Annotated in this window: 18 protein-coding genes and 1 pseudogene; 16 read left to right on the top strand and 3 right to left on the bottom strand. The window is 59.8% G+C overall.

Annotated elements, in window-relative coordinates; translation table 11 throughout:
- Positions 1-121 precede the first annotated feature (121 nt).
- Together F6R97_RS12670 and F6R97_RS12665 are read left to right on the top strand one after the other, a co-directional pair.
- Positions 122-1,132 (top strand): class 1 fructose-bisphosphatase, encoded by a 1,011-nt coding sequence (locus tag F6R97_RS12670; RefSeq protein ID WP_038978569.1) that lies wholly within the window; start codon positions 122-124, stop codon positions 1,130-1,132.
- Between the two features lie 3 nt (positions 1,133-1,135).
- Positions 1,136-1,738 carry a DUF924 family protein gene (locus F6R97_RS12665; RefSeq protein WP_315866627.1) on the top strand — a complete coding sequence of 201 codons (603 nt, stop codon included), beginning with the start codon at positions 1,136-1,138 and terminating at the stop codon, positions 1,736-1,738.
- Positions 1,739-1,871: 133 nt separating this feature from the next.
- Here the strand turns inward: F6R97_RS12665 and F6R97_RS29630 are convergent, their stop codons facing one another.
- Both F6R97_RS29630 and F6R97_RS29625 read right to left on the bottom strand, forming a co-directional pair.
- The gene (locus F6R97_RS29630) at positions 1,872-2,636 is read right to left on the bottom strand and encodes a methyl-accepting chemotaxis protein (RefSeq protein ID WP_370694726.1); all 765 of its coding nucleotides are present in this window, start codon (positions 2,634-2,636) and stop codon (positions 1,872-1,874) included.
- Positions 2,637-2,729: 93 nt separating this feature from the next.
- Positions 2,730-3,752: pseudogene (locus F6R97_RS29625) on the bottom strand (cache and HAMP domain-containing protein); the annotation flags it as partial.
- Between the two features lie 294 nt (positions 3,753-4,046).
- Between F6R97_RS29625 and F6R97_RS12655 the strand changes: the two are divergent.
- Positions 4,047-4,301, top strand: a complete 255-nt coding sequence (locus F6R97_RS12655) for a hypothetical protein (RefSeq protein WP_008068804.1) — start codon at positions 4,047-4,049, stop codon at positions 4,299-4,301.
- A 33-nt stretch (positions 4,302-4,334) separates the two neighbouring features.
- The gene (locus F6R97_RS12650; RefSeq protein WP_038978572.1) at positions 4,335-4,904 is read left to right on the top strand and encodes a lipocalin family protein; all 570 of its coding nucleotides are present in this window, start codon (positions 4,335-4,337) and stop codon (positions 4,902-4,904) included.
- A 123-nt stretch (positions 4,905-5,027) separates the two neighbouring features.
- On the opposite strand, the gene F6R97_RS12645 is transcribed toward F6R97_RS12650, so the two are convergent.
- Positions 5,028-6,392: a formimidoylglutamate deiminase gene (locus F6R97_RS12645; protein WP_315866625.1), complete on the bottom strand. Its 1,365-nt coding sequence runs from the start codon at positions 6,390-6,392 to the stop codon at positions 5,028-5,030.
- Positions 6,393-6,592: 200 nt separating this feature from the next.
- Between F6R97_RS12645 and hutC the strand changes: the two genes are divergently transcribed.
- The 12 genes from hutC (at position 6,593) to hutG (ending at position 21,324) form a co-directional block, all read left to right on the top strand.
- Positions 6,593-7,261, top strand: coding sequence for a histidine utilization repressor (hutC, locus tag F6R97_RS12640; protein WP_231669701.1), 669 nt, complete (start codon positions 6,593-6,595; stop codon positions 7,259-7,261).
- A 13-nt stretch (positions 7,262-7,274) separates the two neighbouring features.
- Positions 7,275-7,844, top strand: a complete 570-nt coding sequence (locus tag F6R97_RS12635) for a HutD family protein (RefSeq protein WP_315866624.1) — start codon at positions 7,275-7,277, stop codon at positions 7,842-7,844.
- A 469-nt stretch (positions 7,845-8,313) separates the two neighbouring features.
- Positions 8,314-10,002, top strand: coding sequence for a urocanate hydratase (gene hutU, locus F6R97_RS12630; protein ID WP_038978575.1), 1,689 nt, complete (start codon positions 8,314-8,316; stop codon positions 10,000-10,002).
- Between the two features lie 128 nt (positions 10,003-10,130).
- Positions 10,131-11,603 carry a purine-cytosine permease family protein gene (locus F6R97_RS12625; RefSeq protein WP_050681950.1) on the top strand — a complete coding sequence of 491 codons (1,473 nt, stop codon included), beginning with the start codon at positions 10,131-10,133 and terminating at the stop codon, positions 11,601-11,603.
- 68 nt (positions 11,604-11,671) lie between these two features.
- Entirely contained in the window at positions 11,672-12,640 is a 969-nt protein-coding gene (locus F6R97_RS12620; protein WP_038978577.1) for an ABC transporter substrate-binding protein, read from the top strand.
- A gap of 71 nt (positions 12,641-12,711) precedes the next feature.
- Positions 12,712-13,563 carry an ABC transporter permease gene (locus tag F6R97_RS12615; protein ID WP_030129253.1) on the top strand — a complete coding sequence of 284 codons (852 nt, stop codon included), beginning with the start codon at positions 12,712-12,714 and terminating at the stop codon, positions 13,561-13,563.
- Positions 13,560-14,390: a glycine betaine/L-proline ABC transporter ATP-binding protein gene (locus F6R97_RS12610; RefSeq protein WP_050681951.1), complete on the top strand. Its 831-nt coding sequence runs from the start codon at positions 13,560-13,562 to the stop codon at positions 14,388-14,390. Before F6R97_RS12615 ends, F6R97_RS12610 begins: the two co-directional genes overlap by 4 nt.
- Positions 14,391-14,559: 169 nt before the next feature.
- Positions 14,560-16,083 (top strand): histidine ammonia-lyase, encoded by a 1,524-nt coding sequence (gene hutH / locus F6R97_RS12605; protein ID WP_038978578.1) that lies wholly within the window; start codon positions 14,560-14,562, stop codon positions 16,081-16,083.
- A gap of 115 nt (positions 16,084-16,198) precedes the next feature.
- On the top strand, positions 16,199-17,731 hold the full coding sequence (hutH, locus tag F6R97_RS12600; RefSeq protein WP_038978579.1) for a histidine ammonia-lyase: 1,533 nt from the start codon (positions 16,199-16,201) through the stop codon (positions 17,729-17,731).
- 149 nt (positions 17,732-17,880) lie between these two features.
- The gene (locus F6R97_RS12595; RefSeq protein WP_038978580.1) at positions 17,881-19,290 is read left to right on the top strand and encodes an amino acid permease; all 1,410 of its coding nucleotides are present in this window, start codon (positions 17,881-17,883) and stop codon (positions 19,288-19,290) included.
- Positions 19,291-19,307: 17 nt separating this feature from the next.
- Positions 19,308-20,513 (top strand): imidazolonepropionase, encoded by a 1,206-nt coding sequence (hutI, locus tag F6R97_RS12590; RefSeq protein ID WP_038978581.1) that lies wholly within the window; start codon positions 19,308-19,310, stop codon positions 20,511-20,513.
- A 10-nt stretch (positions 20,514-20,523) separates the two neighbouring features.
- Entirely contained in the window at positions 20,524-21,324 is an 801-nt protein-coding gene (hutG, locus tag F6R97_RS12585; protein ID WP_038978582.1) for an N-formylglutamate deformylase, read from the top strand.
- Positions 21,325-21,508: the final 184 nt, after the last annotated feature.

The raw sequence follows: 21,508 nt of genomic DNA, 5'->3' as shown, positions 1-21,508 counted from the left end.
GAACTACGCTCAACCCCGCACATGAACTCTATTGGGTGTATCACGTCTGATAGGAGGAAATGCGCCCCGACTCGCGTTAAACTGCGCGGGTTTTTAGCCCCCCATTCCACCGGAGCCTTCCATGTCCCGCGTTACCTTGAGTCGCTATTTGATTGAGCAGACCCGCAGCAACAACACTCCTGCCGATCTGCGCTTCCTGATCGAAGTGGTGGCGCGTGCCTGCAAGGAGATCAACCACGCCGTGTCCAAAGGCGCCCTGGGTGGCGTTCTGGGCAGCATGGGCACTGAAAACGTCCAGGGCGAAGTGCAGAAGAAGCTCGACGTAATCTCCAACGAGATCCTGCTCGAAGCCAACGAATGGGGCGGTCACTTGGCCGGCATGGCGTCCGAAGAAATGGACAATGCCTACCAGATCCCGGGCAAATACCCGAAAGGCGCCTACCTGCTGGTATTCGACCCGCTGGACGGTTCGTCGAACATCGACATCAACGCGCCGGTCGGCACGATCTTCTCGGTACTGCGTTGCCCGAACGAATACCTGACCCAGAATGAGCCCTTGAATGAAAAGGCCTTCCTGCAGCCAGGTACCCAGCAAGTGGCCGCCGGCTACGCGATCTACGGTCCGCAGACCATGCTGATCCTGACCCTGGGCGATGGCGTGAAAGGCTTCACCCTGGACCGTGAAATGGGCAGTTTCGTATTGACCCACGAAAACATCACCATTCCTGAAACCACCCAGGAGTTTGCCATCAACGCGTCCAACCAGCGTCACTGGGAAGCTCCGGTACAGCGTTACGTCGGCGAATTGCTGGCAGGCGACGAAGGCCCGCTGAAAAAGAACTACAACATGCGCTGGGTTGCCGCGATGGTCGCCGACGTGCACCGCATCCTGAACCGTGGTGGCCTGTTCATGTACCCACGCGACAGCCGCGAGCCGTCGAAACCGGGCAAACTGCGCCTGATGTACGAAGCCAACCCGATGTCGTTCCTGGTGGAGCAAGCGGGCGGAGCGTCCACCGACGGCCACCAGCGCATCCTCGACATCCAGCCGGAAGGCCTGCACCAGCGTGTTGCGGTGTTCCTCGGTTCGAAAGAAGAAGTTGCCCGCGTCACGGCTTACCACAAGGAATAAACCATGACCGCGCCCTGGCAGCCGTTGCTCGAATGGTGGTTCGGATCTTGCGAATCACCCAACGAAATATCGGCTGACAAGGGCAAGTTATGGTTCGGCAAGCGCGACAGCCAGGACCTCGAAGCGCGCGAGCGTTTCGGGGACCAGGTCGAGCGGGCACTGGCCGGCGGATTGACCGAATGGGTGCAATGCCCTGAAGGTTGGCTGGCCCTGGTGCTACTGCTCGATCAACTTCCGCGAATGATCTTTCGCGACACCCCCAAATCCTTTTCAGGCGACCTCAGGGCTCAGGCACTGGTAGCACAAGGCATTGCTGCGGATTTCGATCGGCAACTGCAACCGATCCAGCGGGTGTTTATCTATCTGGTGTTCGAGCACTGCGAAAACCTGGCCGTGCAGAACGAAGCGGTTTCGCGGTTTCTTGATCTGGTTGAACAGCAACCGGAGGCGGATCGGGCGGTGTTTGCCGACAACCTGGATTATGCCGAGCGGCATCAGAAGATCATTGCGCGGTTTGGACGGTTTCCCCATCGCAATGCGGTGTTGGGGCGCGAATCTACGGCTGAGGAGCTGGAGTTTCTTTCAGGTCCCGGGTCCCGGTTTTAGATTTTCATTGCGGCAGAAGCCGCCTTCGCGAGCAAGCCCGCTCCCACATTGGATCTCGGTCGGGCACAAAATCTGCGTCCGCTGAAGATCATATGTGGGAGCGGGCTTGCTCGCGAAGGGGCCCGCAAAAGCACTAGATCCGGAAACTACCCACCAACTGCTTCAACCGCGCCGCCTGCTGTTCAAGATCAGCACATGCACGCAACGTCGACTGCAAGTTCTCCACACCTTCCTGGTTCAGCGTGTTGATCTCGGTGATGTCGACGTTGATCGACTCCACCACAGCGGTTTGCTCCTCGGTCGCGGTCGCCACGGACTGATTCATTCCGTCGATTTCACCGATGCGCTGCGTCACGCTACCCAGGCGTTCGCCGGCCTGGTTGGCGATGCCGACGCTGCTTTCGCTCTGGCGCTGGCTGTCGGTCATGGTGCTCACCGCTTCCCGGGCGCCGACTTGCAGTTCTTCGATCATCTTCTGCACTTGCTGCGCCGAATCCTGAGTGCGGTGGGCGAGGTTGCGCACCTCATCCGCGACCACGGCAAAACCACGGCCGGCTTCACCGGCACGGGCTGCTTCGATGGCGGCGTTGAGCGCCAGCAGGTTGGTTTGCTGCGAGATGCTGGTGATCACTTCCAGAATCTGGCCGATGTTCACCGTGTTGCTGTTCAGGGTTTCGATGTTGCCGCACGAATCGCTGATCTTCGCCGACAGCTGCTGCATTGCGGCGATGGTTTTATCCACCACCTGCTGACCGTCTTCGGCCAAGGCACGGGCGTCGCTCGAGTGTTGCGAGGCGAGGGCGGCGTTCTGGGCGATTTCCTGGGCGGCGGCGCCCAGTTCGTTGATCGCTGCCGCCACGCTGCTGGTGCGTGAGGCTTGCTGATCGGAGTTGAACATCGACGAGTTGGAGGCCGCGACGACCCGCAAGGCGACTTCGTTGACTTGGCCAGTGGCCGAGGACACTTCGCGGATTGAGGTATGAATACGTTCCACAAAACGGTTGAACGAGGTGCCCAACGCACCGAATTCGTCCTGGCCATGAATGGTCAGGCGCTTGGTCAGGTCGCCTTCGCCCTCGGCGATGTCATGCATGGCGCGGCCCATGGTCAGCAGCGGTTGCATCAGCACGCGGATCAACATGCTCAGTAGCGCGATGATAATCACCACGGCGATGACCATGGCGATGAACGCCGAGGTGCGGAATTCGCTGAGCATCGAGAACGCGGTGTCTTTATCCAGCACCAGCGCCACATACCAGTCGGCAGACGGTACACCGTTGACGTGAGTGAAGGAGATGAACTGGGTTTTGCCGTCCAGTTCGACTTCCTTCAGGCCCGGGCTGATTTTCGGCGCGCCGTTGGGGTAGGCATCGGCCAGGTTCTTGAGCACCAGTTTGCTGTCCGGGTGGATCAGGATCTTGCCGTCGGCGCTGACGATAAATGCATGTCCATGACCGCCGAAATTCAGCAAGTTGATGATCGCGCTGACGCTGGACAGATCAATGTCTGCGCCGGCGACGCCAATCATTTGATTCTGGTGCTTCACCGGGGTGGCAACGGTAATCACCAGTTTGCCCGACGATGCCGCAATGTAGGGTTCAGTGACGATGGTCTGTTGCGTGTTGTTGGCCGCCTTGTACCAGCCACGAGCGCGCGGGTCGTAGTCCGCCGCACGATTGCCGGCCGGGACCGAGAACATCACGCCATCGGTGCCGCCGAAGTAGCTCAGCTGGAAGTTGCTGGTGTAGGCCGGCAGGTCGATGGCGCGCTTGAGGTTGGCCTGGGCGCTGCCGTCCACGGCGATCTGCTGGGATAGCGATTGCAGCAACTGGATGCGACTTTCCAGCCAGGTCTGGATGTTGCTGGTGGTCAGGCTGCCGAGTTCCTGCATTGAGGACTCGGTGCTGCTGAGCAAAGTCTGCCGCTGGCGGTAATCGTTGAACAGGATGAAACAGGCGAATGCAACGGCCACCACGAGAGCGGCTGCCAACAGGATTTTGTGGCTGAATTTCATGTTTCTGGTCATTAAATGAGCTACCGCGAAGGGGCTGGTCAGCAAGGGGTGTCAATTTGCCACAGTGGAAGGCTTTGCGCTGCTTTCTTATGTCGACTGGCCAGCGCCAAAGATTAGGTGGCTTGCGGGAAAACCGACGAAATACTCAACGGCGCGAAAAAGTGGCTGATTTATCGTAAAAGGCAGATGGGTGGCTGAACAAATAGCCGAATGCTCAGGGAACCAGACAGGGGTTTTCTCTTCTAAGCTTCAGCTTGGCAGCCATGCCATTCCCTACGCCCCAGGAGTTACACCATGTCGCTGCGTTCTATCGCCTTGCTCTCGTTCTGCGTGTTGTTGGCCGCGTGCGGCAAGATCAATCAGGAAAATTACTCGAAGCTGTCGACCGGCATGCCCAAGGCCGAGGTTGAAACCTTGCTGGGCAAACCTGCCGATTGCTCGGGCGCGCTCGGCATGTCCAGTTGCACCTGGGGCGACAAAAACAGCTTTATCAGCGTGCAGTATGCCGGTGACAAAGTGCTGATGTTTTCCGGCCAAGGCCTGAAGTAAACCGGGGCTATTCGCCCACGGGAGAAAAAAATAATGAAGCGGTTACTGATCGTTCTTTTTGCCGGCCTGGTACTGGCCGGCTGCGCCACTTCTGGCGTAGATCCGTTGGCACCCAAGACCGTCAATTCGGTCAACCTCAAGCGCTACCAGGGAACCTGGTACGAACTGGCGCGTCTGCCGGTGTATTTCCAGCGCAACTGCGCGCAATCCGAAGCCCATTACAGCCTCAAGCCTGAAGGTGACATGGCGGTGCTGAACCGCTGTCTGACGTCGGACTGGCAATGGGAAGAGGCCAAAGGCACGGCTTATCCACAGGTGCCCGGCAAGGCCGACAAGCTGTGGGTCGAGTTCGATACCTGGTTCTCGCGACTGATACCCGGTGTGGCGAAGGGAGAGTACTGGGTGTTGTACGTCAGCGATGATTACAAGACCGCGATTGTCGGCGATCCGAGCCGCCGTCACCTCTGGCTGCTGTCACGCACCCCGACAGTCAATGGTGTAGTGCGCGAAGAACTGCTGAGCAAGGCGCGTCAGCAGGGTTATGACACGACGCGACTGATCTGGCGCACGTCGGATACCAAGATGGCCAAGACTTCGAACTAGCGGCGCGGCCGAAAAAGATCGCAGCCTGCGGCAGCTCCTACAGAGTCCGTGTTGATCCGCATTATTGCGGCCAACCGGACCAAGGTAGGAGCTGCCGAAGGCTGCGATCTTTTGCTTTTTCGGTTAACCGAGCAGTTCGCGCAGAACCTGGGTGAAGGCGCGGTTGCTTTCTTCTTCCCCGGCGTGCCGCCCATCACGCACGACCCACTGGCCGTTGACCAGCACATCCCGCACCTGACGATCACCACCGGCAAACAGCCAACGATTCAGAATCCCGTCGCCACTGGCCGTCGCCAGATACGGATCGTTGCCATCGAGCACCAACCAATCCGCGCGCTTGCCGACTTCCAGGGCGCCAATTGGCTGGCCCAGCGCCTGGGCACCGCCATCCAGCGCGGCGTCGTACAGTGTGCGGCCGACCATCGGCTGATCCGCGCCATACAAACGATTACGCCGCTGATCGCGCAGACGTTGGCCGTATTCCAGCCAGCGCAATTCTTCCACCACGCTTAACGACACGTGACTATCGGAACCGATGCCCATGCGCCCGCCCTGCGCCAGGAAGTCCACCGCCGGAAAAATCCCGTCGCCGAGGTTGGCTTCGGTGGTCAGGCACAGGCCGGCGATGGCGCGGCTCTTGGCCATGAGCGTGACTTCTTCCGGGTTGGCGTGGGTTGCGTGGACCAGGCACCAGCGCTGATCGACTTCAGTGTTTTCGTACAGCCATTGCAGCGGACGGCGACCGCTCCAGCTCAGGCAGTCATCGACTTCCTTCTGCTGTTCGGCAATGTGGATGTGCACCGGGCACTGCTTGTCGCTGGCCGCCAGCACTTCACTGATCTGCTGCGGGGTGACCGCGCGCAATGAGTGGAAACACAAACCCAGGGCCTGGGCCGGTTGCTGTGCCAGGATCGGCTGCAAGCGCGACTGAAGTTTCAGGTAGTTTTCGGTGCTGTTGATAAAGCGGCGCTGACCTTCGTTCGGGGTCTGGCCGCCGAAACCGGAGTGGCTATAGAGCACCGGCAGCAGGGTCAAACCAATACCGGCGGAACTGGCAGCCTGGCTGATGCGCAGTGCCAGTTCGGCCGGGTCTGCGTACGGCTGGCCGTTCGTATCGTGGTGTACGTAATGAAATTCCGCGACCGAGGTGTAACCGGCTTTGAGCATTTCGATGTACAGCTGACGGGCGATGACGCCGAGTTGGTCCGGGCTGATTTTTCCGACGAGCCGGTACATCAAATCGCGCCAAGTCCAGAAACTGTCATTCGGATTACCCGCCACTTCCGCCAACCCGGCCATGGCCCGTTGGAAGGCGTGGGAGTGTAAATTCGGCATACCCGGCAGCAGCGGACCGCTCAGCCGTTCGGCGCCATCTGCGTTGGAATCGGCCTGGATATGGGTCAACACGCCATCGGCGCTGACCTCAAGACGTACATTGTTGGCCCATCCACTAGGCAGCAGTGCGCGTTCGGCAAAGAAGGCGGACATGGTTCAGCACCCCATCGTGTGTTATTTGTATATACATATACAGACGTTTGCCTGCTCGGTAAACTCCGGCAAGCTAGTAGCCCTCAACAAATGAACAAGGATTAACCGTGCCAACTCCGTCTGCCACATTGCCGCCGAATGCCAATCTGAGCGCCAATCTGGGCGACAGTCCGGCGCCCTTGTACGCCCGCGTAAAACAGATGATCACCCAGCAAATCGACAGCGGGAACTGGCCACCGCACTACCGCGTTCCGTCGGAAAGCGAGCTGGTCAACCAGCTGGGTTTCAGCCGCATGACCATCAACCGCGCCTTGCGTGAGATGACCGCCGACGGTTTACTGGTGCGCATGCAGGGTGTCGGTACGTTCGTCGCCGAGCCGAAAAGTCAGTCTGCCTTGTTTGAAGTGCACAACATCGCCGACGAGATCGCCTCCCGTGGCCATCGCCACACCTGCAAGGTGATCACCCTCGAAGAAGAGGCCGCCGGTTCCGAGCGGGCCGTGGCCCTGGACATGCGCGAAGGCCAGAAAGTTTTCCACTCGCTGATCGTGCATTTCGAAAACGATATTCCGGTGCAAATCGAAGACCGTTTCGTCAACGCGCTGGTGGCGCCGGACTACCTCAAGCAAGATTTCACCTTGCAAACGCCTTACGCCTATCTCAATCAGGTCGCGCCGTTGACCGAAGGCGAGCATGTGGTCGAAGCGATTCTCGCCGAGCCGTCCGAATGCAAGTTGCTGCAGATTGAAAAGGGCGAGCCCTGCCTGCTGATTCGTCGCCGCACCTGGTCCGGCCGTCAGCCCGTGACCGCCGCCCGTTTGATCCACCCCGGTTCCCGTCATCGTCTGGAAGGACGGTTTCATAAATAAGAAAGAGACATAAATGAGTCAGTTGAAGGTTTTACGCGCGGCCGGTTACCCGCGCATGCCGTGGAAAAACGGCGGCGGCAGCACCGAAGAAATCACCCGTGATACCGGTGTGGGCCTTGATGGTTTTGGCTGGCGCCTGTCGATTGCCGACATCGGCGAGTCGGGCGGGTTTTCCACCTTTGCCGGCTATGAGCGAGTGATCACCGTGCTGCAAGGCGAGGGCATGACCTTGCGGGTCGACGGTCAGGACACGCGGTCGTTGTTACCGCTGGACCCGTTTGCTTTCAATGGCGAGAGTCATGTGTCCTGCACATTGCTCGGTGGGCCGATTCGTGATTTCAACCTGATTTATGCACCGGACCGTTACAGCGCGCGGTTGCAGTGGCTGGAGGGCGAGCCGCGGTTTTTCAGTTCGGCTGGCACCGTGTTGGTGTTCAGCGTCGCTGAACAGCTTGAAGTGACGGTGGGTAACAACGCCTCTCAGCTAGGACGCCATGATTGTCTGCAGCTGGACGGTAACGTTGGCCTGCTGGATATCTCCATCAAGGGGCAGTGCTGTGTGATCGAGCTGATCGCACGCTGATCCAAAATCCTCAAAAGATCGCAGCCTTCGGCAGCTCCTACATTGATCATGTTCGCCGCAATATTGTGGATGGACATTGAATCTGTAGGAGCTGCCGAAGGCTGCGATCTTTTGCTTTTAAGCGTTCCCCATCGCGCACCAACTTGTTACCGAACGCCCCAGCGTGACGCAAAACCACGCTCAAGTAACAGCCATCTTCCTCACACCAAATCCCCCCGAAAAATTTCATCTCCGTTAAAACCCTTGATCTACAGCCTTTCCAGACCTTTCAAAACTTTTCTTGAACACTCATCCAGTAAGTTGGCCGCTTGATTGCATATGCTTGTATGTACAAGTAAAGACGTATGCGTATGAGTCGATTCGAGACTCCTCGCAGCGTCCACTGATTCGCTTGGGGCGCTGTGACGCGCACAGGCTGGCTCGCCCACTGCCAGGGCTGGTTTGAATTGATCGCTGAGGAGTCTTTTTCGTGACTGACAATACCCAGAAACCTACTAAATACCGCAATGTCGAAATCCGCGCTGCCCGCGGTAACAAGCTGACCGCCAAAAGCTGGCTGACTGAAGCGCCGCTGCGCATGCTGATGAACAACCTCGACCCGGAAGTCGCCGAGAACCCTAAAGAACTGGTGGTTTACGGTGGTATCGGTCGTGCGGCACGTAACTGGGAATGCTACGACAAGATCGTCGAAAGTCTGACCAACCTGAACGACGACGAGACCCTGCTGGTGCAATCCGGCAAGCCGGTCGGCGTGTTCAAGACCCATAGCAACGCCCCGCGCGTACTGATCGCCAACTCCAACCTGGTGCCACACTGGGCGAGCTGGGAACACTTCAACGAACTCGACGCCAAAGGCTTGGCCATGTATGGCCAGATGACCGCTGGTAGCTGGATCTACATCGGCAGCCAGGGCATCGTCCAGGGCACCTACGAAACCTTCGTCGAAGCCGGTCGCCAACACTATAACGATGACCTGAAAGGTCGTTGGGTCCTGACCGCAGGCCTCGGTGGCATGGGCGGCGCTCAACCACTGGCCGCAACCCTGGCCGGCGCTTGCTCGCTGAACATCGAATGCCAGCAGGTCAGCATCGATTTCCGCCTGAACAGCCGTTATGTCGATGAGCAAGCTACTGACCTCGACGACGCTCTGGCGCGTATCGCCAAATACACCAAGGAAGGCAAAGCGATTTCCATCGCCCTCCTTGGCAACGCGGCCGAAATCCTGCCGGAACTGGTCAAGCGCGGCGTGCGCCCGGACATGGTCACCGACCAGACCAGCGCCCACGACCCACTCAACGGTTACCTGCCAGCCGGCTGGACCTGGGAAGAGTACCGCGCTCGCGCCAAGACCGAGCCAGCCGCTGTCGTCAAAGCCGCCAAGCAATCGATGGCCGTGCACGTTAAAGCGATGCTCGAATTCCAGAAAATGGGCATTCCGACCTTCGACTATGGCAACAACATCCGTCAGATGGCCCAAGAAGAAGGCGTCGAGAACGCGTTCGACTTCCCAGGCTTCGTACCGGCTTACATCCGTCCGCTGTTCTGCCGTGGCATCGGCCCGTTCCGTTGGGCTGCGCTGTCGGGCGATCCGCAGGACATCTACAAGACTGACGCCAAAGTAAAAGAACTGATTCCGGACGACGCCCACCTGCACAACTGGCTGGACATGGCCCGTGAGCGCATCAGCTTCCAGGGGCTGCCGGCACGTATCTGCTGGGTTGGCCTGGGCCTGCGCGCCAAGCTCGGTCTGGCGTTCAACGAAATGGTTCGCAGCGGTGAATTGTCCGCGCCAATCGTGATCGGTCGCGACCACCTGGACTCCGGTTCGGTAGCCAGCCCGAACCGCGAAACCGAATCGATGCAGGATGGTTCCGATGCCGTGTCCGACTGGCCACTGCTCAACGCTCTGCTCAATACCGCGAGCGGCGCGACCTGGGTTTCCCTGCACCACGGCGGCGGCGTCGGCATGGGCTTCTCCCAGCACTCGGGCATGGTGATTGTCTGCGACGGTACTGACGAAGCGGCCGAGCGTATCGCTCGCGTCCTGCACAACGACCCGGCGACCGGTGTCATGCGTCACGCCGATGCGGGCTACCAGATCGCAATCGACTGCGCCAAGGAGCAGGGCCTGAACCTGCCGATGATTACCGGCAAGTAATGCTTGCCCCTGTAGGAGCGAGGCTTGCCCGCGAAGGCGTCTTTTCTGACACACCGCGGTTCGCGGGCAAGCCTCGCTCCTACAGGGGATCACACCAACACCGAATAACAATCCACAGAGGTTGAATCATGGCTGTTAACAGCGATCGTGCAGGCAGTAAACCGTTGATCGAGAAACGTTCGATCGACTACATCCCGGAAGCGGAGAGACACGGTCGTCTGTTGAGCCAGTTCACCCTGTGGATGGGGGCCAACCTGCAAATCACCGCGATTGTCACCGGGGCCCTGGCCGTGGTGTTGGGCGGTGACGTGTTCTGGTCGTTGATCGGTCTGTTGATCGGTCAACTGCTCGGCGGTGGCGTAATGGCGCTGCATGCGGCGCAAGGGCCCAAGCTTGGCCTGCCGCAGATGATCTCCAGCCGGGTACAGTTCGGCGTGTATGGCGCGGCCATCCCGATTGTGCTGGTGTGCCTGATGTACTTGGGCTTCACCGCAACGGGCACCGTGCTTTCCGGCCAGGCGCTGGGCCAGTTGTTTGGCGTCAGCGACAGCGTCGGTATCCTCATCTTCGCCAGTGTCATCGTGCTGGTCACGGTGCTCGGTTATCGGGTAATTCATTTCATCGGCCGTGTCGCCAGCGTCATTGGCGTGATTGCCTTCGTTTACCTGTTCAGTCGCCTGATGAGCCAGACTGACGTTGGCGCACTCCTGCAAATCCGCCACTTCAGCTGGAGCAGCTTCCTGCTCGCGGTTTCGCTCGCAGCGTCCTGGCAGATCGCCTTCGGCCCCTACGTGGCTGACTACTCCCGTTACCTGCCAAGCAGTACGTCCTCGGTGAAAACCTTTTTCGCCGCCGGCGCCGGTTCGGTTATCGGCGCACAGGTGGCGATGATCCTCGGCGTGTTTGCCGCCGCCATGGCCAACGGGCAATTCGCCGGCCACGAAGTAGCCTACATCGTTGGTTTGAGCGGCAGCGGTGCCACCGCTGCGCTGCTGTACTTCAGCATCGCGTTCGGCAAGGTCACCATCTCAACACTGAACTCCTACGGCAGCTTCATGTGCATTGCGACGGTCATCAGCGGTTTCCGTGGTGACCTGAAAGTAACGCGTTTGCAGCGTCTGGTCTTCGTGCTGGTCATCGTCGGCACTGCGACCCTGATCGCGTTGCTCGGTCAGCACTCGTTCCTCGGTGCGTTCAAGTCCTTCATCCTGTTTTTGCTGGCTTTTTTCACGCCATGGAGCGCGATCAACCTGGTGGACTACTACTGCATCACTCGCGAGCGCTATGACGTGCCGGCGCTGGCCGATCCGAACGGTCGCTACGGCCGTTGGAACCCCCTCGGTATCAGCGTCTATGTCTTCGGTGTGCTGGTGCAACTGCCGTTCATCTCTACCAAGTTCTACACCGGTCCGCTGGTGCACGCTCTGGGTGGTGTGGATATTTCCTGGATCATCGGTCTGGTGCTTCCCGCAGGCCTGTATTACGTGTGCGCAAAAAAATGGCACAGCGCAGTACCCGATCACCTGATTCTGCCAGTCGAGCAGGACAGCAATGCAGCACCTATAACAAGCGGGGCCGGTCGCGCTGCGGCGCAGGCCTGATTGGACGTGGACAGGGCTGGATGCCTCTTGACTGCCGTAAGCCAACTCATGATTAGGAGCGTCAAACAATGAAATCGAACAAGACCCTGCTGACCACATTGCTTTCCATGGGCCTGTTGGCCAGTGCTGGCGCCACTCAGGCGGCTGGCTGGTGCGAATCGGGCAAACCGGTGAAATTCGCCGGCCTGAATTGGGAAAGCGGCATGCTGCTGACCGACGTGATGCAAATCGTCTTGGAGAAAGGCTACGACTGCAAGACCGACAGCCTGCCAGGCAACTCCATCACTATGGAAAACGCCCTGAGCAGCAACGACATTCAAGTGTTTGCCGAAGAATGGGTCGGTCGCAGCGAGGTCTGGAACAAGGCCGAGAAGGCCGGCAAGGTTGTCGGTGTCGGCGCTCCGGTGGTTGGCGCCATCGAAGGCTGGTACGTCCCGCGTTACGTGATCGAAGGCGACCCCAAGCGCAAGCTGGAGCCTAAAGCTCCGGACCTGAAAGCGATTGCCGATCTGGGTAAATACGCTGCCGTGTTCAAGGATCAGGAAGAGCCATCCAAGGGCCGTTTTTACAACTGCCCGGCGGGCTGGACCTGTGAGCTGGATAACAGCGAAATGCTGAAAAGCTACGGCCTGGAAAGCACCTACACCAACTTCCGTCCGGGCACCGGCCCGGCGCTGGATGCCGCGGTGCTGTCGAGCTACAAACGTGGCGAGCCGATCCTGTTCTACTACTGGTCGCCAACCCCGCTGATGGGCCAGGTTGACCTGGTCAAACTCGAAGAGAAGCCTGGCGTGGACAAGAGCGTGACCATCAAGGTCGGCCTGTCCAAGACTTTCCACGAGCAAGCCCCGGAACTGGTGGCCGTGCTGGAAAAGGTCAACCTGCCGATCGACCTGCTGAATCAGAACCTCGGGCGCATGGCCAAAGAGCGGATCGAATCGCCAAAACTGGCCAAGATCTTCTTGAAGGAACATCCTGAAGTCTGGCACGCATGGGTGAGCGAAGACGCAGCCAAAAAGATCGACGCGGCCTTGTAGGTCGAGTGTCTCCGACTGTTGGCAACGGCAGTCGGATGCTTGATCGCAACCCCTTGATTGAGAGTCTTTTTATGTTTCCCGAAAGCTTTACCTTTTCCATCGCCGACTGGGTCAACAGTTGGGTCGATTCGCTGGTCACCAACTACGGCGATGTGTTCCGCAGCATCTCCGACACCCTGTTGTGGGCCATCGTCAATCTTGAAGGGCTGCTGCGTGCGGCGCCCTGGTGGCTGATGCTGGCGATCGTGGCGGGCGTTGCCTGGCACGCGACCCGCAAAGTCGTGACCACGTCAGTCATCGTCGGTCTGCTGTTCCTCGTGGGTGCGGTCGGCCTCTGGGACAAGCTGATGCAGACCCTGGCATTGATGATGGTGGCGACGGTCATCTCGGTGCTGATCGGCATTCCACTGGGCATCCTTTCGGCACGCAGCAATCGCCTGCGTTCGGTGCTGATGCCGCTGCTGGACATCATGCAGACCATGCCGAGTTTCGTGTACCTGATCCCGGTGCTGATGCTGTTCGGCCTGGGCAAGGTCCCGGCGATTTTCGCCACGGTGATCTACGCCGCGCCGCCGCTGATCCGCCTGACCGATCTGGGTATTCGCCAGGTCGACGGTGAAGTGATGGAAGCGATCAACGCTTTCGGTGCCAATCGCTGGCAACAACTGTTTGGCGTGCAACTGCCGCTGGCCCTGCCGAGCATCATGGCCGGGATCAACCAGACCACCATGATGGCCCTGTCGATGGTGGTGATCGCCTCGATGATCGGTGCCCGTGGCTTGGGTGAAGATGTGTTGGTGGGGATTCAGACCCTCAACGTCGGACGTGGGCTTGAGGCCGGTCTGGCGATCGTGATTCTGGCAGTGGTCATCGACCGCATTACTCAGGCGTATGGTCGGCCACGGCATGAGGTGAGCAAATGAGCAGCGAAGCCATTAGCAAGATCGAAGTCAAAAACGTCTTCAAGATTTTCGGCAGCCGTTCCAAGGATGCGCTGGGCATGATTGGCCAGGGCAAGACCAAAGACCAGGTATTGGCCGAAACCGGCTGCGTGGTCGGTGTGAACGACCTGTCGCTGAGCATCGGCACCGGCGAGATCTTCGTGATCATGGGCCTGTCGGGTTCCGGCAAGTCGACCCTGGTGCGCCACTTCAATCGCCTGATCGACCCCACCAGCGGCGCGATCCTGGTGGATGGCGTGGACATCCTGCAATACGACATGGAAGCCCTGCGCGAATTTCGCCGGCACAAAATCAGCATGGTGTTCCAGAGCTTTGGCCTACTGCCGCACAAGACCGTGCTGGATAACGTCGCCTACGGCCTGAAAGTGCGTGGCGAGAGCAAGCAAATGTGCGCCGAGCGCGCGCTGCACTGGATCAACACCGTGGGCCTGAAGGGCTACGAAAACAAATACCCGCATCAGCTTTCCGGCGGTATGCGCCAGCGTGTGGGCCTGGCTCGCGCCTTGGCGGCTGACACCGACATCATCTTGATGGACGAAGCCTTCAGCGCCCTCGACCCGCTGATTCGCGCTGAAATGCAGGACCAGTTGCTGGAACTGCAAAAGACCCTGCACAAGACCATCGTCTTCATCACCCACGACCTCGACGAGGCCGTGCGCATCGGCAACCGCATTGCGATCCTCAAGGATGGCCGGCTGATTCAGGTCGGCACGCCACGAGAGATCCTGCATTCGCCGGCGGATGAGTATGTGGACCGGTTTGTACAGCGGCGGGCTGCGGTGGTTTGAGAAATTTGCGGTGATCGGGCGGGCCTCATCGCGGGCAAGCCCGCTCCCACAGGGATTGGTTGTGTTGCACAAATTTTCTTCACACAACAGAACACTGTGGGAGCGGGCTTGCCCGCGATGGCGCCGGTAAAGCTGCATCAATATTCAGGTTGTACGCACGAGGTTGAAGATGTCCCAGGCTGAAAAAATCGTTATCGCCGACGCTCCATTGCGCTGGCAGGATGTGGTTGCCGTAGCCCGTCACGGTGCGCAACTCGAGCTGTCGCCCCAGATCTGGGCCCGGATCGAGAACGCCCAGGCGATCGTCCAGCGCATCGTCGCCAGCGGCGAGCGTGCCTACGGCGTCAACACCGGCCTGGGCGCCTTGTGCAACGTCTCGCTCAAAGGCGAACAACTCAGCCAGTTGTCGCGCAACACCTTGCTCAGTCACGCCTGTGGCGTTGGCGCACCACTGGCCGACGAACAGACCCGCGCGATCATGTGTGCGGCAATCCGGAATTACAGCCATGGCAAATCCGGCATTCATCGCCGGGTGGTCGAAGCCCTGTTGGCACTGCTCAATCGCGGCATCACCCCGCAAGTGCCGTCCCAGGGTTCGGTGGGCTACCTGACCCACATGGCCCACATCGGAATCACGCTGCTGGGTGTCGGCAATGTCAGCTATCGCGGGCAGATTGTCTCGGCGCAGCAAGCCTTGGCCGAGGAAGGCCTGCAACCGGTTCAGCTCGGCGCCAAAGATGGCTTGTGCCTGGTCAACGGTACGCCGTGCATGACCGGTCTCAGCTGTCTGGCAATTGCCGATGCGACGCGTCTGGTGCAGTGGGCCGATGTGATCGGTGCCATGAGCTTCGAAGCTCAGCGCGGCCAGATCGCCGCGTTCGATGCCGAGATCATCGCGCTCAAGCCTCACCCGGGCATGCAGCAAGTCGGCATCAATCTGCGGGCGTTGCTCGACGGCAGTGAAGTGATTGCCAGCAGCAAAGGCATTCGTACTCAGGATGCATTGAGCATCCGTTCGATCCCGCAAGTCCACGGCGCCGCTCGCGATCAACTTGAGCACGCGAAAAAGCAGATCGAAACCGAACTCAACTCGGTCACCGACAACCCGATGCTGCTGGGCACGCCGGACGACTTCCGGGTGGTGTCCCAGGCCAACCCGCACGGCCAGTCAGTGGCATTGGCGGCGGATTTGCTGGCGATCGCCATGGCCGAAATCGGCTCCATCGCCGAGCGTCGACTGGACCGCTTGATCAACCCGCATGTCAGCGGTTTGCCGGCGTTTCTGGTGGCCAATCCGGGAGTGAACTCCGGGATGATGATCGTGCAATACGTTGCCGCTTCCCTGTGTGCGGAAAACCGCCAGTTGGCGCAACCGGCGGTGCTCGATAATTACGTCACTTCGGGCTTGCAGGAAGACCACTTGAGCATGGGCACCAATGCGGCGCTGAAGCTGCATCGTGCGTTGGAAAACTGTAGGCAGATTCTCGCGATTGAATATTTGCTGGCATCCCAGGCGTTTGAATTCCTCAAAGAGCAACGCTTTGGCGCTGGCACCGATGCCGCGTGGCGTCTGCTGCGTGAGCGGGTTCCGGCCTACGACCAGGATCGCTGGCTGGCACCGGACATTGCTGCCGCTGCCAGTGTTTTGAAAGATCCGATTTTGTTGCACAAAGTGTTACCGAACCTGAACTGATTTCCACCACACCAGCGTGCCAAGGCGCGGCTCCCCAGAAGGCGAGACGCGACGGACAACGGACATCTCCGGAGCGTCTGGTGAGTTAATGACAAACTCTCAAAAGGAGCACGAAATGACTGCGCTAAACTTGATTCCCGGCCAACTGAGCCTTGCCCAACTGCGTGATGTTTATCAGCAACCGGTCAAAATCACCCTAGATAACAGTGCCTCGAGCCAGATCGAAGCCAGCGTTGCCTGCGTGGAACAGATCCTCGCCGAGAACCGCACTGCTTATGGCATCAACACCGGTTTCGGCCTGCTGGCTTCGACCCGTATCGCCAGCGAAGACCTGGAAAACCTGCAGCGCTCGCTGGTGTTGTCCCACGCCGCCGGTGTCGGCGAGCCGATCAGCGACGCGCTGGTTCGCTTGGTCATGGTGCTCAAGGTCAACAGCCTGAGCCGTGGCTTCTCGGGTATCCGTCGCGTGGTGATCGATGCACTGATCGCCCTGATCAACGCCGAGGTTTACCCGCACATTCCATTGAAAGGTTCGGTCGGTGCCTCCGGCGACTTGGCGCCATTGGCCCACATGTCGCTGGTGCTGCTGGGCGAAGGTAAAGCTCGCTACAAAGGCGAGTGGATGGAAGCAACCGAAGCGCTGAAAGTCGCCGGTCTGACCCCGTTGACCCTGGCTGCCAAAGAAGGTCTGGCGCTGCTCAACGGCACTCAGGTTTCTACCGCTTATGCATTGCGCGGTTTGTTCGAAGGCGAAGACCTGTTTGCTGGCGCCCTGGCCATTGGTGGCATGACTGTTGAAGCGGTACTGGGCTCGCGCTCGCCGTTTGATGCACGCATTCATGCGGCTCGCGGCCAGAAAGGCCAGATCGACGCCGCTGCCGCTTACCGCGATCTGCTGGGTGAGCGCAGCGAAGTGTCCGACTCGCATCAGAACTGCGAAAAGGTCCAAGACCCGTACTCCCTGCGCTGCCAGCCGCAAGTCATGGGCGCCTGCCTGACCCAGTTCCGTCAGGCCGCCGAAGTGCTCGCCATCGAAGCCAACGCCGTTTCGGACAACCCGCTGGTGTTCGCCGCTGAAGGCGACGTGATCTCCGGCGGTAACTTCCACGCCGAACCGGTCGCCATGGCCGCCGACAACATGGCGTTGGCCATCGCTGAAATCGGCTCCCTGAGCGAGCGCCGCATCTCGCTGATGATGGACAAGCACATGTCGCAACTGCCGCCATTCCTGGTGGCCAATGGCGGCGTGAACTCCGGCTTCATGATCGCCCAGGTGACCGCGGCAGCATTGGCCAGCGAGAACAAGGCGCTGTCTCATCCGCACTCGGTGGACAGCCTGCCGACGTCGGCCAACCAGGAAGACCACGTGTCCATGGCCCCGGCGGCAGGTAAGCGTCTGTGGGAAATGGCGGAAAACACGCGTGGGGTTCTGGCAGTGGAATGGCTGGCGGCGGCTCAAGGCCTCGACCTGCGTGAAGGTCTGAAAACCTCGGCCAAACTGGAAAAGGCCCGGGCGATTTTGCGCGCTGAAGTGCCGTTCTATGAGAAGGATCGCTTCTTTGCGCCGGACATCAACGCGGCGAGTGAGTTGTTGGCCACGCGTTGCCTGAATGAATTGGTGTCGGTGAAGTTGCTGCCTAGCCTGTAATGGCTCCTTCTCTGATGATCGTTCCCACGCTCTGCGTGGGAATGCCTCTAGGGACGCTCTGCGTCCAGTGACGTGGAGCGTCACGGGCTGCATTCCTTTGCTGCGCGTGGGAACGATCAGTCGCCAATAAAAATAATTAAGGACGAGAAATGCAACAGCCAACAACAGGTTTGAAACGCGGGCTCTCGGCCCGACATATTCGCTTCATGGCGCTGGGGTCGGCTATCGGCACCGGGCTGTTCTACGGTTCTGCCTCGGCCATTCAAATGGCCGGTCCTGCGGTATTGCTCGCTTACCTGATCGGTGGCGCGGCGGTGTTCATGGTCATGCGCGCCCTCGGCGAGATGGCGGTGCACAACCCGGTGGCCGGCTCTTTCGGCCAGTACGCGAGCACCTACCTGGGGCCGATGGCGGGCTTCATTCTCGGTTGGACCTACGCGTTCGAAATGGTCATCGTCGGCATGGCAGACGTCACCGCGTTCGGTATTTACATGGGCTTCTGGTTTCCGGAAGTCGACCGCTGGATCTGGGTACTGGGCATCGTTTCGGTGGTCGGCGGCTTGAACCTGTGCAACGTCAAAGTCTTCGGTGAAATGGAGTTCTGGCTGTCGCTGCTCAAGGTCGCGGCCATCGTCGCGATGATCCTCGGTGGCTTCGGCATCATGCTCTTCGGTATCAGCACCGCGCCCGGCGCCCAGGCGACCGACATCAGCAACCTCTGGAGCCATGGCGGCTTCATGCCCAACGGCGCGGGTGGTCTGATCGCTTCATTTGCCGTGGTGATGTTTGCGTTCGGCGGCATTGAAATCATTGGCGTGACCGCTGGTGAAGCCAAAGACCCACAGCGCGTGCTGCCCAGGGCGATCAATGCCGTACCGTTGCGTATCCTGCTGTTCTACGTGCTGACGATGTTCGTACTGATGTCGATCTTTCCATGGCAGCAGATCGGCAGCCAGGGCAGTCCGTTTGTGCAGATCTTCGACAACCTGGGCATCAGCTCGGCCGCGACCATCCTCAATATCGTGGTGATTTCGGCGGCAGTCTCGGCCATCAACAGTGACATCTTTGGCGCCGGTCGCATGATGTACGGTTTGGCCCAGCAAGGGCACGCACCCAAGGGCTTTGCCCGCTTGTCGGGCAATGGCGTGCCATGGATGACCGTGGTGGTGATGAGCGCCGCGCTGTTGCTGGGCGTGCTGCTGAACTACCTGATTCCGGAAAACGTGTTTCTGTTGATCGCCTCTGTCGCGACCTTTGCCACGGTGTGGGTCTGGCTGATGATTCTGTGCACCCAGGTGGCCATGCGTCGTTCCATGAGCGCCGAACAGGTCGCACAACTGAAATTCCCCGTGCCGTTCTGGCCCTATGCGCCGATGGCGGCGATTGCCTTCATGCTGTTCATTTTTGGCGTGCTGGGCTATTTCCCGAACACCCAGGCGGCGCTGATCGTCGGCGTGGTCTGGATTGTATTGCTGGTGCTGGCCTACCTGACGTGGGTGAAACCGGCGGCAGGGAAGGCAGTGCCGGTGGAGCGGGAACCTTCTTTTTCTCATCGATAACCTAACGGAGGCCACGGATGAAAACTCTCTGGCAACACTGCCACGTCGCAACGATGGCGCAAGGCGTCTACTCGATCATCGAGGATGCGGCCATTGTGACGTCAGGTGCGCACATTGAGTGGATTGGTCCGCGCGGCGAACTGCCGTCAGGCGAGTACCCGGCAGTCAATGATCTTAAAGGGGCCTGGGTGACTCCGGGCCTGATCGACTGCCATACCCACACGGTGTTCGGCGGTAACCGCAGCGGTGAATTCGAGCAACGTCTGCAAGGCGTCAGCTACGCGGAAATCGCCGCGGCCGGCGGTGGCATCGCCAGCACCGTGCGCGCCACTCGCTTAGCCTCCGAAGACGAGCTGTTCGCCAGCGCTGCCAAGCGTCTGAAGAGCCTGATGCGCGACGGCGTGACCACGGTCGAGATGAAGTCCGGCTACGGCCTGGACCTGGCCAGCGAACGCAAGATCCTGCGGGTCATCCGTCGTCTTGGCGCCGAGCTGCCGGTCAGCGTGCGCAGCACCTGCCTGGCCGCCCACGCTCTGCCGCCGGAATACGCGGACCGCGCCGACGCTTACATCGATCACATCTGCAGCGAAATGCTTCCGGCGCTGGCGGCCGAAGGGTTGGTGGATGCGGTGGACGCTTTCTGCGAATACCTGGCGTTTTCGCCGGAACAGGTCGAACGGGTTTTCGTCGCCGCGCAGAACCTCGGCTTGCCGGTGAAGCTGCATGCCGAGCAATTGTCGTCGCTGCACGGTTCGAGCCTGGCGGCGCGTTACCACGCCCTGTCTGCCGATCACCTGGAATTCATGACCGAAGACGACGCCATTGCCATGGCCAAATCGGGCACTGTCGCGGTATTGCTGCCCGGCGCGTTCTACTTCCTGCGGGAAACCCAATTGCCGCCGATGGAAGCCCTGCGCAAACACGGCGTAAAAATCGCCATCGCCAGCGACCTCAATCCCGGCACTTCGCCGGCGTTGTCGTTGCGCTTGATGTTGAACATGGCCTGCACCTGCTTCCGCATGACCCCGGAAGAGGCCCTGGCTGGCGCAACGATTCATGCCGCCACCGCGCTGGGCATGGCCGAGACTCACGGTTCGCTGGAAGCCGGCAAAGTCGCAGACTTCGTCGCCTGGCAGATTGATCGACCGGCCGACCTGTCGTACTGGCTGGGCGGCGACCTGGAAAAACGCGTCGTGCGTCACGGCGTCGAAACGAGCGTTTAGGAGAGCAGTTGTGGATAAGGTTCTGAACTTCAAACAAGGCCGCGTGCCGCTGCTGATCAGCATGCCCCACGCCGGTCTGCGCCTGACCCCGGCGGTCGAAGCGGGATTGATTCCCGACGCGAAAAGCCTGCCGGACACCGATTGGCACATCCCAAGGCTTTACGAATTTGCCGCCGAGCTGGGTGCCAGCACCCTGACGGCCGAGTACTCGCGGTTTGTCATCGACCTGAACCGGCCTTCCGACGACAAGCCTTTGTATGTCGGCGCCACCACTGGTCTATACCCGGCGACGTTGTTCGACGGTATTCCATTGTTCCGTGAGGGCATGGAGCCGTCAGCGGCGGAACGAGCGACTTATCTGGAGCAAATCTGGACACCGTACCACCGCACCTTGCAGGAGGAACTGGCACGGCTGAATGCCGAATTCGGCTACGCACTGCTATTCGATGCGCACTCGATCCGCTCGATCATCCCGCACCTGTTCGACGGCAAGCTACCGGACTTCAACCTCGGCACCTTCAACGGCGCCAGTTGCGATCCACAGTTGGCTACTCAACTGGAAGCGATCTGCGCGAAGCACCTCGATTACAGCCATGTGCTGAACGGTCGCTTCAAGGGTGGGCACATCACCCGGCATTACGGCAACCCGGTCGAGAACATCCATGCCGTGCAACTGGAGTTGGGTCAGTGCACGTATATGGAAGAGTTTGAACCGTTCCGCTATCGCCCAGACTTGGCGGCACCGACGCAAGTGGTGCTCAGGGAATTGCTGCAAGGGCTGTTGGCGTGGGGCGCAAAGCACTACGGCTGACTGATCGCTGACTGATCGTTCCCACGCTCCGCGTGGGAATGCAGCCCGTGACGCTCCGCGTCACTGGACGCAGAGCGTCCCTTGAGGCATTCCCACGCGGAGCGTGGGAACGATCGACACTGGAACTGTCGCCACCGTGCAAAACACGGTCGCCACAGTTCACTTTTACCCTCTCGACGCTGCG

It is taken from the genome of Pseudomonas sp. JV414, assembly GCF_032424305.1.
GTDB classification, from domain to species: domain Bacteria; phylum Pseudomonadota; class Gammaproteobacteria; order Pseudomonadales; family Pseudomonadaceae; genus Aquipseudomonas; species Aquipseudomonas lini.
This window is presented reverse-complemented; position numbering and strand designations above follow the sequence as displayed.

Bases quoted from the DNA above. Each gene is read 5' to 3' on its own strand.
- F6R97_RS12670 (WP_038978569.1), top strand. From the start codon at position 122: ATGTCCCGCGTTACCTTGAGTCGCTATTTGATTGAGCAGACCCGCAGC.
- F6R97_RS12615 (WP_030129253.1), top strand. From the start codon at position 12,712: ATGTTTCCCGAAAGCTTTACCTTTTCCATCGCCGACTGGGTCAACAGT.
- F6R97_RS12655 (WP_008068804.1), top strand. From the start codon at position 4,047: ATGTCGCTGCGTTCTATCGCCTTGCTCTCGTTCTGCGTGTTGTTGGCC.
- F6R97_RS12650 (WP_038978572.1), top strand. From the start codon at position 4,335: ATGAAGCGGTTACTGATCGTTCTTTTTGCCGGCCTGGTACTGGCCGGC.
- hutH (WP_038978579.1), top strand. From the start codon at position 16,199: ATGACTGCGCTAAACTTGATTCCCGGCCAACTGAGCCTTGCCCAACTG.
- F6R97_RS12620 (WP_038978577.1), top strand. From the start codon at position 11,672: ATGAAATCGAACAAGACCCTGCTGACCACATTGCTTTCCATGGGCCTG.
- hutC (WP_231669701.1), top strand. From the start codon at position 6,593: ATGATCACCCAGCAAATCGACAGCGGGAACTGGCCACCGCACTACCGC.
- F6R97_RS12610 (WP_050681951.1), top strand. From the start codon at position 13,560: ATGAGCAGCGAAGCCATTAGCAAGATCGAAGTCAAAAACGTCTTCAAG.
- hutI (WP_038978581.1), top strand. From the start codon at position 19,308: ATGAAAACTCTCTGGCAACACTGCCACGTCGCAACGATGGCGCAAGGC.
- F6R97_RS12665 (WP_315866627.1), top strand. From the start codon at position 1,136: ATGACCGCGCCCTGGCAGCCGTTGCTCGAATGGTGGTTCGGATCTTGC.
- hutH (WP_038978578.1), top strand. From the start codon at position 14,560: ATGTCCCAGGCTGAAAAAATCGTTATCGCCGACGCTCCATTGCGCTGG.
- F6R97_RS29630 (WP_370694726.1), bottom strand. From the start codon at position 2,636: ATGTTCAACTCCGATCAGCAAGCCTCACGCACCAGCAGCGTGGCGGCA.
- F6R97_RS12635 (WP_315866624.1), top strand. From the start codon at position 7,275: ATGAGTCAGTTGAAGGTTTTACGCGCGGCCGGTTACCCGCGCATGCCG.
- F6R97_RS12625 (WP_050681950.1), top strand. From the start codon at position 10,131: ATGGCTGTTAACAGCGATCGTGCAGGCAGTAAACCGTTGATCGAGAAA.
- F6R97_RS12595 (WP_038978580.1), top strand. From the start codon at position 17,881: ATGCAACAGCCAACAACAGGTTTGAAACGCGGGCTCTCGGCCCGACAT.
- F6R97_RS12645 (WP_315866625.1), bottom strand. From the start codon at position 6,392: ATGTCCGCCTTCTTTGCCGAACGCGCACTGCTGCCTAGTGGATGGGCC.